We start from the raw sequence: 13,795 nt of genomic DNA, 5'->3' as shown, positions 1-13,795 counted from the left end.
ATAAAGCCTAAAATTAATGGGTCACAACGATTTTATTTAAATTTGACAGGAGGAAGTATTATGTCATTTGAATTACCAAAATTACCTTATGCGATGGATGCACTTGCACCTCATATCTCTAAAGAGACTTTAGAGTACCATTACGGTAAACATCACCAAACTTATGTGAATACATTGAATACCCTTATTGAAGGTACTGAGTTTGCGAATGCATCACTTGAAGAGATTATTTTAAAAGCTTCAGGCCCGATGTTTAATAATGCGGCGCAAGTATGGAATCATACTTTCTACTGGGAATCACTAAAACCACAAGGTGGCGGTGCAGCGACGGGTAAAATTGCAGAAGAGATCAATAAAAAATGGGGTTCTTTTGAAGAGTTCCAAAAAGCATTTGATAAATGTGCAATCGGTACTTTCGGTTCAGGTTGGGCATGGCTTGTGAAAAATGCAGACGGTTCTATTGAACTTGTTTCAACTTCTAATGCCGCAACACCATTAACAGCAGGTCAGACACCATTATTGACTTGTGACGTATGGGAACACGCATACTATATTGATTACCGTAACAGCCGTCCTAACTACTTAGAGAACTTCTGGGCGTTAGTAAACTGGGATAAAGTAAACGAGCGTTTAGGTTAATTTCAAACGGACCGGTATATTCGAATATCCGAATATGTTTCAGTATCAAAAATATTAATAGAGAAGAGATGCACTGGTGGCATCTCTTTTTTATTCGAAAGCTTTCTGAGAAGCTGATCGATATCTCATCGATATGTTAAGATTCTTAGAAAATAGATAGGATTCATTATATAGTGAATTTGGTTTAAGAAAAGTAGTTTTTAAGCAGCTAGTATAGGATTTTAAAAGAACATAAAACCGTACTAAATAACGCTTGCAAGATGCCGGATAGAATAGCTTCCTTGCCTCGATCAACAGATGCGCCGGCATTTAAGTAAGCTTATTTTAAACCTATATACTATAGATAAAAGAGGGTAGTGTGAAACAGGATTATGATCGACGATTTTCAACTTTAGAGCGGTTATATGGTGCGGAAGGATTAGCACGCTTAGCCGCAACACACGTGGTTGTAATCGGTATTGGTGGCGTGGGTTCATGGGCGGTAGAAGCCTTAGCGCGTAGCGCAATAGGGCAATTGACCTTGATTGATCTAGATAATATTGCAGAGAGTAATATTAATCGGCAAATTCATGCACTAAGCAGTACGATTGGCGCCCCAAAAGTAGAAGAGATGGCCCGGCGCATTGCTGAGATTAATGATCGCTGTCAGGTGAATATCATCGAAGATTTTTTAACAGTGGATAACCTTAAGGGGTATTTAGCAGCGCCGAGAGAAAACTACTGGATTATTGATGCGATGGATCAAGTGAAAGTCAAAGCCGCTCTGATTGCATTTGCAAAACGTGAGAAGTATCGAATCATTACCACCGGTGCTGCCGGCGGTAAGCAAGATGCCGCACAGCTTCTGGTGGATGATCTCAATGCCACATTCCACGATCCCTTATGCGCGCGTTTGAAAGCGATTTTACGTAAAGAGTATGGTTTTCCTGGTCATACAGAAAAAAGTGGTATCCCTATTGTTTTTAGCCGAGAAAACCGTGCACCGGTGAAGAATTCAAGTGGCGGCTTAAGCTGTCAAGGTTATGGTTCATCAGTCGCTGTAACCGCTACAATGGGCTTGTTAGCCGCCAATTATGTGATTAATAGGGTTGTGAAGGGCTAGAAGGTGGCAATACTGTTATGGCTCGTAATGGCTATATTACATGACGTTTAGGTCGCCGTTTCATTATTGTGTTACCGGCAGTTGTGTTGCACCATTTTCATAAAGAGGGTCAATGACTTTCGTTTGAAATTGATCTGGTGTTGAATATTGAACCACGGCGCGCGCTTCTCCTTTAGGGTCTAACAGAATATCCACACCTTTTTCAGGATAGAGATAATGGATGATACCATTATTGGCTTCTTGTAGTTTGAGTGGGTGAGCACCAAATCTCCCGAGAATGACTGCTTCATCCAATGTTACCGCAATGGGAATAAAAGAGAGGCTTTGGACGATATGATCATAAAATTGTGGATGCTGATCTTCAGAGATCTCATAAATTCGATGTGTTGAGAGTGATTTTTTACTCGGCGTTAAAGGATCGGTGAGCGCTTTCAATTCTGATTGAGATGCTTGTAGTGTAAAGGGAATACGTGCAGTCAATCCCCCTACAAATGTTTCTCGAATATAGCCTTCTAACTGATATTCGCCATTTTGCTCAAAAACCGAGAGATCAAGACGATTTCCTAATACATCAATGAGATCTCTTAGGGAGGATTGATTGAGTGTTAGATCGAATACGGTGAGAGAGTTCGGCGTAGTTTCGATCACCCAAAAGGGTTCTGTTTGCCGATCAGATTGTGCCGGTGGCATAAAGAGCGGTTGGGCGAAATAGGCAAAAATAGCAATAAAGATCACAACGCCTAAGATAGAGAGACTACGTTTCATTGGGATCAATCCTTGAGTTATAGGTCGAGTAGAATAAGAAGTAGAATAAGAAATAGATCATTATCATTCATTCAATAATATTTAAAAATAGTATTTATAGTAAGATCGGTCCAAAATAAGCATTATTCAAATGCCGGCGCATCGGTTGATCGAGGCAAGGAAGCCGTTCTATCCGGCATCTTGCAAGTGTTGGTGAGTCAGGTTTGATGTTCTTTTAAAATCCTACACGAGCTACTTAAAACTATTTTTTTAAACCAAATTACCATAAAAGTGAATATGTCAATACACTAAAATGATTGGAAATGGTTGAGCGGTGATAAAAGAAAAGGCTACCTAAAATCGTAGCCTTTTCTGCTTTCAATCGCAAAGTTTCTTTTCTGAAATCTACGTTAAAGCTTGCAATTAGATTAGCGCGAAGCCATTAGAGAGAAGGATCGATTGTTTTAAAGATCTCTTCGCTAATCTCATTAATATCGCCATAACCATTGATTGTTTTGAGTTTTCCTTGAATGGTGAAATAGTCCACTAATGGGAATGTCTCATCTTCGAACACTTTACGGCGTTTAAGAATTGTCTCTTCATTATCATCAGAACGGCCACGAGATTGTAGACGCTCTTTGATGACTTCAAAAGGGACATCAAAATAGATGACTTTCTCAATCGGCATATTGATCTCATCAAGTAAAGCATCGAGTTGCTCTGCTTGATTAATATTTCTTGGAAAACCATCGAGTAAAAAACCATTTTCAGCTTTAAGAATATGATTTTTAACCATTCCTAAAACGATCTCATCAGAGACTAATTTACCCTCATCCATGATTTTTTTTGCTTCTAAACCTAGCGGCGTACCTGCACTGACTTCGGCACGAAGCATATCACCTGTTGATAGATGGGTAATACCAAATTTTTTAACAATATTTTCAGCCTGAGTTCCTTTTCCAGATCCCGGTGCGCCAAGCAGGACAATACGCATAAATGATTCTCTCCTTAAGTTATAAATATCCACCTCTACGAGATGGCTTAATGACTCTTTTATCATACACATTTATGAAGTGACGCTCAAATCCGTTATGGTCATAAAGTGGACTATTTATAGATTCTTTTTAGGAAGTAGAGACGTATTACAGGATTCATCATCAGGATAGGGTGTGATAAAGGAAATCAAAGCCTTATACGATATATTAAATTATATATTGTAATTTTAAATATTATTGTTATGATAGTTGTTAATGAAAGTAAGTAGGGATCGGAAATCTGGCTTCAAGAACTTGCTACTGGAAAATAACGAATGGAAAACAAACATCCATCTAGTGAAACTAATTTTTAAGAGGAAAATATGATGTACACATTTAACTTAGCAACCCCTGATAATGCCGATGAAAAAGCGAAACCTATTTTGACTCAACTTCAGGGGAAATTTGGAATGTTACCAAATTTCTTCGGTGCTTTAGGTATTGATGGTGTCAGTTTAGAAGCCTTTATGGCATTGCAAGCAAAACTTGAGCAATCAAAATTCTCTAAGCGTGATCAAGAGATGCTTGCTTTAGCGGTCGCGAATTATAATGGTTGCCACTATTGTGTGAGTGCTCACACCTTTTCCGCTAAGAGAATGGCTGGTATGAATGAAGAAGAGTGCCGAGAAGCGCAATATGGGCGAGCAAAAGATTCGCGGGAACAGGTGATTATTGATATCGCGCTAGCGGTACTTAAAAATCATGGTAAGTTAGATCAAGCATTATTAGCGCGTGCCAAAGCGGAAGGCTTTACAGAAGCTGATATTGTGCAATTGACCTTATTAACGGCGCTCAATAGCTTTACGAATTGGCTCAATAATGTCGTTGATCCTAAGATCGATTTCCCTGAAGTGCCATTAGTGTAAAATTGTAAGAATACAATCCACAATAGCAAAGAGCCCGTCACTGTAGCTGTTATGGGCTCTTCTTTTATCTTAGATCTTTTATTTTAAATTATTGATCGCCGATGATAGGGATAGTAAATTATTCCCACTCAATGGTGGCAGGTGGTTTATTAGAGACATCATAAGTGACACGAGAGACACCATTGACTTCTCGAATGATTCTATTAGAGACCATTTCAATAAAATCCCAAGGAAGATGTGCCGCGCGAGCGCTCATAAAGTCTACGGTTTCAATAGCGCGTAGTGCAATCACATAATCATAGACCCGTTTTTCATCGACAACGCCCACAGATTTCACAGGAACAAAAACTGCAAAAGCTTGGGAGACTTTATGATAGAGATCCGCTTTGATCAGTTCTTCAATGAAGATATCATCGGCAAGGCGTAGAATATCTGCATACTCTTTTTTGATCTCCCCTAAAATCCGCACGCCTAAACCCGGCCCTGGGAATGGGTGGCGATAAACCATTGATTCCGGTAGTCCAAGTGCAACCCCGAGTTTACGAACCTCATCTTTAAAGAGAGAGCTAATCGGTTCTAGCAATTTAAGATTCATCTCTTTCGGTAATCCGCCCACATTATGGTGCGATTTGACGGCAACGCCATCTTTAGTGTTGAGAGATTCTAAAATATCAGGATAAATTGTGCCCTGAGCAAGCCATTTTGCTTGGGGTAATTTATGTGCCTCTTCTTCGAAAATCTTCACGAAAAGTTCGCCAATAATCTTCCGCTTCTGTTCGGGATCAGCAACACCTTTAAGTGCCTCTAAAAAGCGTGCCTCGGCATCTACACGAATCACTTTAATGCCCATATGATCTGCAAAAGTCTGCATTACCTTATCGCCCTCATTAAGACGAAGTAATCCAGTGTCCACAAATACGCAGGTAAGTTGTGTGCCGATCGCTTGATGAATGAGCGCTGCAACGACTGATGAATCAACGCCACCGGAGAGTCCTAAAATCACTTCATCTTGACCAACGCTATTTTGAATCGCTTTTGTATGGTGTTCGATAAAAGCAGGGATATCCCAGTCTCTTTTAATATCAAGGCTTTGTAATTTTTGTATTAATGAGGCTTTTGTGTAGTGCTGACTGACCTCAAAAACGGTTAAACAGATGCCCGCATCTGAAATAGCAGGTGCGATAGCATCACTGTCGTCAGTAAAGATTACTGATGCTGAATCTTGTTGAAAGTAGAGGTGTAAATCTTGGGGCTCGATAATATCGTAGCTATAATGATCTTCATGCAGATAATTTGCAATTTTTTGAGCATCTTGCGGATTTCTGTGTACAATTAAGACATTATTTTTGATTTTTTCAGTCATCTGTAATGTGATCCTTTATCTTATAATGGAGATGAACAGTCGGAAACTGAACTAAACTATCACAAATAGCGTGATCATACACTCTATTTGTCGTGCAAATAGCGCTCTTTATAATAGGGCTATTGGGGATAAAATTATCAGTAATATTCATATCAATGAATTGCCTTGTGGAGATAAGATGGCACAATATTTACATTCAAATGTTAGAGTGAAAGTAAAAAAAGTAATAATAATTCTTGCACTTTCGTTGTTTTCAGCGTTTGGTTTGTCTAGTATGGCAGTGGCCGATCATAGACCTAGTATATTTTCAGATTTCTCGAGCATTAAGAATGCTGCAATTTCCTATGCAAAAGAGCAGGTTGGGACACCTTATCGTTTTGGGGGAGCGCAGCCAGGACGAGGGTTCGATTGCAGTGGTTTAATTCAATATGCTTATCAGAAAGTCGGGATTAAAATCCCAAGAGATACCCGTTCGCAATATCAATTTTTACCTAAAACAGCAACGCCTGAGCCAGGAGATCTCGTATTCTTCAAAATTAAAGGGAATCGTATCTCTCATGCGGGAATTTATATCGGTGATAATCAGATGATTCATGCGCCACGTCCTGGTAAACGCGTAGAAATCACCCGTTTTGATACCCCATATTGGCAAAAACATTTTTATGGGTTTGGCAAAATTTAAAATAATGACAACATTGTTGTCGATTGTTACAATACAGCCACAAGTAAGTGAATTTTATAAATTTATTCACATTAAAAATGTGTCAAAATGTTTGACTGGGATTCTTAACTAAGTTTGATTAAGCTATTAATTAAACCGTTACAATAGTCAATGATTGCAAAATACCTTAGAGGTTGACCACGTATTATGAAAAAAAACCTGTTATATATTAGCGCCCCATTTATTCTTGCGGCGTGTTCATTAGCCCCTGAATATGACCGTCCGGCACTACCGGTGATTGATACTTTCCCGGCGGCATCAAAGGTTCAGGCAGGAAGCCTTGCTGAGCAGAAGTTTGCCTATGAAATCTCTTGGGAGCAATATTTTAAAGATCCACGTTTAAAAGCGTTAATAAGCCTCGCTTTAGAGAATAACAAAGACCTCAAACTTGCAACTTTGAATATGGAAGCGGCGAGAATCTCTTATGGGATCTCTATCTCTGAACGTTTACCCGGCGTGAACGCGGGCGGAAGTTATAACCGTAGAGATGCTGGGAGTTCTAATACAGCTCCTGGAAAGTCATCAATTTCTGAATCTTCAGCACTTAACTTCGGTGTGAGTAGCTTCGAGCTTGATTTCTTCGGTAAAGCAAAATCGATGAGCGATGCAGCTTTTGCAAGTTATCTTGCATCTGAAGAGGGGCAAAAAGCGGCGCGTATTTCACTGATCTCAGGGGTTGCACGAGCTTACTTAACAGAAGTATTAGCACAAGAGCAGCTTCGTGTTGCGAAAGAGACATTGAATTCAAATCGTGCCTCTTATGCGTTAGTACAGCAACAGGTTAATGCAGGTATCGCGAATGACCTTGATTTGGCTCAAGCAAAAGGGCAGGTCTTCTCGGCGCAGGCACAAGTTGCGAATATTGAAGGGCAATTAGGTAAAGCACGAAATGCACTCTATACTTTAGTCGGAACCGTGGCGACAGATCTTCCGAAAGGCTTATCGCTTAGAACAAATCAATTTGTAGAGAATCTTCCGGTAGGTCTACCTTCACAAGTCTTACTGGTGCGTCCTGATGTTATGGAAGCGGAATATAATCTATTGGCCGCGAATGCGAATATTGGGGCTGCCCGTGCGGCATTCTTCCCAAGTATTAGTCTCACAACGACTTTAAATAGAGCCTCTGAAGATCTCTCTGATCTCTTTAAGGGTGGCCACAGCGGTTGGTCATTTAACCCAACAATCTCTATCCCGATCTTTAACTGGGGTAAAATTCAGCAGAATTTAGATCTCTCTTATGTTCGTAAGAATATGGCTGTCGTTTCTTATGAGAAAGCGATTCAAACAGCCTTCCAAGAAGTTGCTGATGCGCTAGTCTCTAAACAACCACTTGCAGATCAATTACGGGCACAACAAAACTTAGTGGCGACAACATCAGAGCAGTTACGTTTAGCGAATCTACTCTACACGAATGGGATTGCAAGTTATCTTGATGTCTTAGATGCACAGAGAACGCTCTTCAGCTCACGTCAAGCATTACTGACTACCTACTTTGATAAACATATCAATGATGTGATGCTCTATGCGGCGTTAGGTGGCGGTGCTGAAGTTAAAGTGCCTGAGAGTAATGCTGTACAAGCAGATAGCTCAATTGCACATATTAATGGCGTTAAAGTCGAAGTTCGTACACAAGAACAGTAAGTAGAATTGATTGACAAGCGTCATTGAACAGTCGGAGTAAAAAGTCGATCTTTTGGTGAATAAGGACAGTTCTCTTATTCGTTACAAAAAAGGGACGATTTTCTATTTCAGATTGAAAAATAGGCGCTTGCCTAATATAGGCAAAATGGTAGGATAGCGGTTAATTGCTTGCCATTTTGCTTTTTATTTGCTACTATTTAACCCTCATTTTGTCGGGGCATGGCGCAGCCTGGTAGCGCACTTGCATGGGGTGCAAGGGGTCGCAGGTTCAAATCCTGCTGTCCCGACCAACATATTTATCGTTATTTGAAGAGTTCTATGTCAAAAGAAGATCATATTGAAATGGAAGGAACGGTTACAGAAACCCTTCCTTATACACAATTTAGAGTAGAGTTAGATAACGGTCACGTTATTACAGCGCATATTTCTGGGAAAATGCGTAAAAATTATATTCGCATTTTAATGGGAGATAGAGTGAAAGTGGAGCTCACTCCTTATGATTTGACCAAAGGTCGAATTGTTTATCGTGGTAAATAAGTCAACAGAGGGGTAATGCCTCTTTAATTAGTAGACTATAATGAATAAGTTTAAAAGTCATTGATATTAATAAGTCGAATATGTAGGTTTATAAGCTTTATTATTGTAGCTTATTTGTTTAATCTAGCTTAATCTGATACCCGATAGTTATTCACTAATGTATTCATTACACGTTATGTGTAAACATCGACGCCCGTTTTAGTAGACGGGCGTTTTTGTTATTTGACTGTTACTATCTAAAAGATTTAAATCCATAACATCCAAAAAAGAGAGAGAAGATTGATGCGCCCATCTAATAGAAAACCCGATGAAATGAGAAGTTTGCAATTTATTCCTAACTTCACAATGCATGCTGCAGGGTCAGTACTCGCAGTTTTTGGTAACACTAAAGTCCTCTGTACCGCAAGTGTTGAGGAGCGAGTCCCCGGCTTCTTGCGTGGTGAAGGGAAGGGATGGATTACGGCAGAATATGGTATGTTACCAGGATCAACGCATACGCGTTCACAACGGGAGGCTGCAAAAGGCAAACAGAGCGGTCGTACTTTAGAGATACAACGTTTAATTGGGCGTTCTCTACGGGCTGCTGTCAATCTTGAGTTATTAGGTGAGCGTACAATTACGATTGATTGTGATGTCTTACAAGCCGATGGCGGTACGAGAACAGCGGCTATTTCAGGAGGCTATATCGCTTTAGTTTTAGCGCTTCATCAGTTGGTTGAATCAGGGCTTCTGGATAAAACGCCGCTAGTTGCACAAATTGCGGCAATCTCTGTCGGCGTTTATCAAGGAACACCGGTATTAGATCTTGATTATGCAGAAGATAGCCAAGCTGATACCGATATGAATGTCATTATGGCGAGTGATGGTAAGCTCATCGAAATTCAAGCAACGGCAGAGCAAGCCCCTTTTGCTAAAGAAGAATTGATGGCAATGCTTGATTTAGCAGAAAAGGGAATCAAGCAGATTACAGAAGCGCAAATTGCGGTGTTAGCAGCTGAGATTCAATAAGAATATCGATAATAGATTTTTCATAGATTATGGTTTATGAAAACCGCCTTTCAATCAAGGAAAGGCGGTTTTATTGTAGCCACGATAATATTTAGAATAGATGCTTCGCTTCTTACAGTCGATGTGCCGGCGTTCAAACAAGTTTATTTAAATACCAATCTGACTATATGAGTTTGAGTTCCAATTTCTAACGAGAGAGTTAGAGGAGATTAAAACTCATGTCGATATCCAAACTCGATCTGTTTCTGATCAAATCGTTGCCCTGTACTATAGTTCAGATTAAGGTAACCATGGGCACGTTTGTTGAATTGCCGAGTTGCCCCTAACTCATAACGCCACCAATGACCTTTCATTGAGTATTTCTCCCGACTATTATTCAAATAAAATTGCCCATCATCGGAAAACTCTTTGAGATAAGATCCTCTGAAATAGAGGTTGGTAATATTATTCGAATCTAATTGATACCCAATTTCAGTACCTAGTCGACCTAATTGAGATTCTCTACGATTTACTTTGATATTGAGGCCATTGGTTGCATGGAATGTACCGCTACCAAACTTTGTATAGGTAAATTGTGCCTGTGGTGTGATATACCATCCTGTACGATCCTCATTAAAGTAGAAGCGTTGTCCAATTTCTGCAGATAAAGAGAATAGATTCAGAGACATTTTCCCCTTAACAAGGGTATTAGCGCTATCGCGTACATCAAATTGACTTTTCATTCTCCCAGCCTTAAAAAGGGTATCAACATAGAAGTTATGATCATTGATATAAGTGGCATAAATATAAAAGTTGTAGTTTTTTAAGTGACCAGAACCTTTCTGACTACGATATTGAATTTCACTATTATCTAAATAGTTTGAACGTTTATCAAAATCTTGATCTGCTTGCAGGTAACTTGCTGCTATGCCTAAATAGAGGCGCGAATTCTCAAAATGCCACTTATGATCCGCTCCAATTTGCAGAGAATAGTACTTCATATCAAAGCTATCTAATCCTTGATCAGCAAAAGAGTCTAATTTACCTCCATAAATACGTCCCCATATGCCATATTCATAATCTTGATGCAGTGCACCCATCCGTTGCAGCAAAGTTTGGGTATCTACAAAGTTAGCAAGATAGGTGCTTATAATGCTATTGGCTGCGGCATCTGCGGTAGATGTATAAAGTGGTTTATTGTTGGGCGGCGTTATTTCACCATCACTGCCGGGATTATCGCCAGGTTCACTGCCGGGATTATCGCCAGGTTCACTGCCGGGATTATCGCCAGGCTCATTGCCGGGATTATCGCCAGGTTCACTGCCGGGATTATCGCCAGGCTCATTGCCGGGATTGTCGCCAGGTTCACTGCCGGGATTATCGCCAGGCTCATTGCCGGGATTATCGCCAGGTTCACTGCCGGGATTATCGCCAGGCTCATTGCCGGGATTATCGCCAGGTTCACTGCCGGGATTATCGCCAGGCTCATTGCCGGGATTGTCGCCAGGTTCACTGCCGGGATTGTCGCCAGGTTCACTGCCGGGATTATCGCCAGGCTCATTGCCGGGATTATCGCCAGGTTCACTGCCGGGATTATCGCCAGGCTCATTGCCGGGATTATCGCCAGGTTCACTGCCGGGATTGTCGCCAGGTTCACTGCCGGGATTGTCGCCAGGTTCACTGCCGGGATTATCGCCAGGTTCACTGCCGGGATTATCGCCAGGTTCACTGCCGGGATTATCGCCAGGCTCACTACTATTAGGGGTATAGAGTTCCCAATCTTTATCTCCATTTGTTTGGCGTAGTAAAAATTGATATCCGCCGGATTCCACTGTATGGGTTAAATAAAATTGGTCAGATTTTCCCCCTGATTCTGTGTTGACGATGATGAGAGTATCGTCACGAGTTGCATTTGCAGCCCCATTATTTTGAATATCTAACCCTTGCTTTGTAGAGGAATTTAATTGTCCGACCTTAAGTAAATCGCCGGTATGATTTGCAATATCGGTGTGCATGATGATATTACCTTGACCGAATAATGTATCAGCAGATACCGTAATGTATTGCGGAAGATTAAGGCTAAAGCCATTATTTATATTTAATACACCTGAATTATCGAGATTTCCAATTCCTATAAAAGAAGTGGTGCTATCTAAGGCGGTGTTGTTTGTAATTAAAGCCCTAGCTCCTGATTCTATCGTTAAATTATCGATGGTCTTTGTATCAGTCTCGTTGGTGATTATTTCAACTTGCCCGCCATGTTGAATATTGAAATACCCTTGAGAATGAGCGCCTGAGGCGAAGTAGCTTTTACCTTGAACGTTACTATCTTTAATTGTGCCTTCTGCTTTGACATTTTGTTCCGCATTAAGTGTAATTGTATTGTTATCTGCTAATCCTCCAAAGACTAATTGCTTGCCTGATACATTATTGTTAGAAGCAATGCCGCCAAACACATTTTGTAGGCCACCTTCCTCAATCTTATTATCCGTTGCTGTGCCACTTCGTACATCTTGCCAAGAATCGCTTCCAATAGTAGTATTTTCTGCTTTTCCTCCACTGACATTTTGTCCAGAACCCTCGTGGATTGTGTTGTTTTTGGCAAGTCCATCTGATATGGTCTGCCAAGAACCTTGACTAATGGTATTATTGACAGCGGTTCCCTTATTAATATTTTGACCACTATTATTAGTAATTATATTGTCATTGGCAGTTCCACCTTCCAAATTTTGCCAAGACTCATTATCGATATTGTTATTGGTAGCGATACCTTGTTCATGAATTGTTTGTGTGGCATTATTGAATCGATTATCAGTAGCTATACCATTGATAATATCTTGAGATGAATTAGTAGAAAATTGACTGTTATTTGCAAAACCATTCGTAATAATTTGACCTGAATTATTGTAGAACGTATTGTCAGAGGCGTCCCCCCCCTTAATATTTTGCAAGGAATCATTATCGAAACTATTTTTAGTGGTTTTTCCACTTGTTATAGTTTGGCCTGATTTATTATAAAAAGTATTGTCAGAAGATTCACCTCCATTAATATTTTGCCAAGAGTTATTGTCAAAGCTATTTTTTGTCGCTTCTCCCCCGTTTACAGTTTGGCCTGATTTGTTATAAAAAGTATTGTCAGAGGACTCACCTCCATTAATATTTTGCCAAGAGTTATTGTCAAAGCTATTTTTTGTCGCTTCTCCTTCATTTATAGTTTGGCCTGATTTGTTATAAAAAGTATTATCAGAGGCATTTCCACCGTTAATATGTTGCCAAGAACCGCTATCAAAGCTATTTTTAATTGCTTCTCCGCCCATGATGGTTTGCTCAGAGTAGTTATAAAATGTATTGTCAGCGGTTGTGCCCCCGTAAATACTTTGTTTTGCCTGATTATTAAAGCTAGCGCGGAGGGATGTCCCGTCATTAGAGACTACTTGGTGCCCATCATTAATCACAACGCTTCCGACGGCTTTCCCCCCGTTTTCTACATATTGATCGCCATCAATGGTTTCGTTAATTGATTCTTTTCCAGGTGCATTGATATAAGGATCGTAAGCACTCCATCCGATTGAGGTTGAGCTTAAAATGAGTAGGGAAGATAATGCCAAGAAATATTCACTATATTTAAAATATTTTTTCATAATAATTACTAATTATTGATATGGTTGGCTTATTAAGATCTCTGTTATTTTGGTTTTGCATAAAGGAGAGATTAATAACATTAAATAGTGTTGCTATTTAATGTGGATTGTACCACTTATTGTTGTAATATTATAAAATTCGGTATTTTTTGATATGGGCTTTTTTGCGGTTTTCCGCGGGCAATTGTCAATAAATATAAATATATAGGGCTGTGCTATCGATAATTGAGTTTGATTACTTAAAGATTCCCATTAAGATTTAATAGTATTAATCAGTAGTTATGATAGATATTATGTAAGTATCTGCCGTGTTATCATTTAAGGAAGTTATAAAGTTTTATTTAAAAACCAAAATGTAAAAATATGAAAAAATCAAGAACGTATATTTTTTTGATCTAGATCAGCCTGAAGTGTGTATTCTTGATTCTGACGACTATAGTAAATCGGGTTTAAGAAAAATAGTTTTAAGTAGCTAGTGTGGGATTTTAAAAGAACATTAAACCGTACTAAACAACACTTG

General features: G+C 39.7%; 11 protein-coding genes and 1 tRNA gene. 8 read left to right on the top strand and 4 right to left on the bottom strand.

The features are described from left to right. The first annotated feature begins 60 nt into the window (after window positions 1–60). Together WMO13_RS08125 and WMO13_RS08120 are read left to right on the top strand one after the other, a co-directional pair. The gene (locus WMO13_RS08125; RefSeq protein ID WP_026879327.1) at window positions 61–639 is read left to right on the top strand and encodes a superoxide dismutase; all 579 of its coding nucleotides are present in this window, start codon (window positions 61–63) and stop codon (window positions 637–639) included. 358 nt (window positions 640–997) lie between these two features. Then, window positions 998–1,741 carry a tRNA threonylcarbamoyladenosine dehydratase gene (locus WMO13_RS08120; RefSeq protein WP_034855996.1) on the top strand — a complete coding sequence of 248 codons (744 nt, stop codon included), beginning with the start codon at window positions 998–1,000 and terminating at the stop codon, window positions 1,739–1,741. 63 nt (window positions 1,742–1,804) lie between these two features. On the opposite strand, the gene WMO13_RS08115 is transcribed toward WMO13_RS08120, so the two are convergent. Together WMO13_RS08115 and WMO13_RS08110 are read right to left on the bottom strand one after the other, a co-directional pair. Then, the gene (locus WMO13_RS08115; RefSeq protein WP_026879325.1) at window positions 1,805–2,506 is read right to left on the bottom strand and encodes a hypothetical protein; all 702 of its coding nucleotides are present in this window, start codon (window positions 2,504–2,506) and stop codon (window positions 1,805–1,807) included. Window positions 2,507–2,927: 421 nt separating this feature from the next. After that, on the bottom strand, window positions 2,928–3,479 hold the full coding sequence (locus WMO13_RS08110) for an adenylate kinase (protein WP_026879324.1): 552 nt from the start codon (window positions 3,477–3,479) through the stop codon (window positions 2,928–2,930). 363 nt (window positions 3,480–3,842) lie between these two features. Between WMO13_RS08110 and WMO13_RS08105 the strand changes: the two genes are divergently transcribed. After that, entirely contained in the window at window positions 3,843–4,385 is a 543-nt protein-coding gene (locus tag WMO13_RS08105; protein ID WP_084331522.1) for a carboxymuconolactone decarboxylase family protein, read from the top strand. A 118-nt stretch (window positions 4,386–4,503) separates the two neighbouring features. On the opposite strand, the gene guaA is transcribed toward WMO13_RS08105, so the two are convergent. Next, window positions 4,504–5,748 (bottom strand): glutamine-hydrolyzing GMP synthase, encoded by a 1,245-nt coding sequence (gene guaA / locus WMO13_RS08100; RefSeq protein WP_084331521.1) that lies wholly within the window; start codon window positions 5,746–5,748, stop codon window positions 4,504–4,506. A 178-nt stretch (window positions 5,749–5,926) separates the two neighbouring features. Between guaA and WMO13_RS08095 the strand changes: the two genes are divergently transcribed. The 5 genes from WMO13_RS08095 (at window position 5,927) to rph (ending at window position 9,655) form a co-directional block, all read left to right on the top strand. Continuing rightward, on the top strand, window positions 5,927–6,430 hold the full coding sequence (locus WMO13_RS08095) for a C40 family peptidase (protein WP_026879322.1): 504 nt from the start codon (window positions 5,927–5,929) through the stop codon (window positions 6,428–6,430). Between the two features lie 186 nt (window positions 6,431–6,616). Further along, entirely contained in the window at window positions 6,617–8,110 is a 1,494-nt protein-coding gene (locus WMO13_RS08090; protein WP_084331520.1) for an efflux transporter outer membrane subunit, read from the top strand. Window positions 8,111–8,323: 213 nt separating this feature from the next. Next, a tRNA-Pro gene (locus WMO13_RS08085) sits at window positions 8,324–8,400 on the top strand. A gap of 28 nt (window positions 8,401–8,428) precedes the next feature. Beyond that, window positions 8,429–8,647 carry a translation initiation factor IF-1 gene (gene infA / locus WMO13_RS08080; RefSeq protein ID WP_026879321.1) on the top strand — a complete coding sequence of 73 codons (219 nt, stop codon included), beginning with the start codon at window positions 8,429–8,431 and terminating at the stop codon, window positions 8,645–8,647. Window positions 8,648–8,929: 282 nt separating this feature from the next. Further along, the gene (rph, locus tag WMO13_RS08075) at window positions 8,930–9,655 is read left to right on the top strand and encodes a ribonuclease PH (RefSeq protein WP_026879320.1); all 726 of its coding nucleotides are present in this window, start codon (window positions 8,930–8,932) and stop codon (window positions 9,653–9,655) included. Between the two features lie 209 nt (window positions 9,656–9,864). Here rph and WMO13_RS08070 read toward each other — a convergent pair whose 3' ends face one another. Continuing rightward, the gene (locus tag WMO13_RS08070) at window positions 9,865–13,275 is read right to left on the bottom strand and encodes an autotransporter outer membrane beta-barrel domain-containing protein (RefSeq protein ID WP_342386837.1); all 3,411 of its coding nucleotides are present in this window, start codon (window positions 13,273–13,275) and stop codon (window positions 9,865–9,867) included. Window positions 13,276–13,795: the final 520 nt, after the last annotated feature.

It is taken from the genome of Ignatzschineria larvae DSM 13226, assembly GCF_038500265.1.
Taxonomy (GTDB): Bacteria; Pseudomonadota; Gammaproteobacteria; order Cardiobacteriales; family Wohlfahrtiimonadaceae; genus Ignatzschineria; species Ignatzschineria larvae.
Note: the sequence above shows the minus strand (reverse complement) of the source record. Positions and strands in the feature narration are given on the sequence as shown.

Excerpts from the sequence above, each read along its gene's own strand:
- WMO13_RS08125 (WP_026879327.1), top strand. The coding sequence starts at position 61 with ATGTCATTTGAATTACCAAAATTACCTTATGCGATGGATGCACTTGCA.
- WMO13_RS08115 (WP_026879325.1), bottom strand. The coding sequence starts at position 2,506 with ATGAAACGTAGTCTCTCTATCTTAGGCGTTGTGATCTTTATTGCTATT.
- WMO13_RS08110 (WP_026879324.1), bottom strand. The coding sequence starts at position 3,479 with ATGCGTATTGTCCTGCTTGGCGCACCGGGATCTGGAAAAGGAACTCAG.
- WMO13_RS08105 (WP_084331522.1), top strand. The coding sequence starts at position 3,843 with ATGATGTACACATTTAACTTAGCAACCCCTGATAATGCCGATGAAAAA.
- guaA (WP_084331521.1), bottom strand. The coding sequence starts at position 5,748 with ATGACTGAAAAAATCAAAAATAATGTCTTAATTGTACACAGAAATCCG.
- WMO13_RS08095 (WP_026879322.1), top strand. The coding sequence starts at position 5,927 with ATGGCACAATATTTACATTCAAATGTTAGAGTGAAAGTAAAAAAAGTA.
- WMO13_RS08090 (WP_084331520.1), top strand. The coding sequence starts at position 6,617 with ATGAAAAAAAACCTGTTATATATTAGCGCCCCATTTATTCTTGCGGCG.
- infA (WP_026879321.1), top strand. The coding sequence starts at position 8,429 with ATGTCAAAAGAAGATCATATTGAAATGGAAGGAACGGTTACAGAAACC.
- rph (WP_026879320.1), top strand. The coding sequence starts at position 8,930 with ATGCGCCCATCTAATAGAAAACCCGATGAAATGAGAAGTTTGCAATTT.
- WMO13_RS08070 (WP_342386837.1), bottom strand. The coding sequence starts at position 13,275 with ATGAAAAAATATTTTAAATATAGTGAATATTTCTTGGCATTATCTTCC.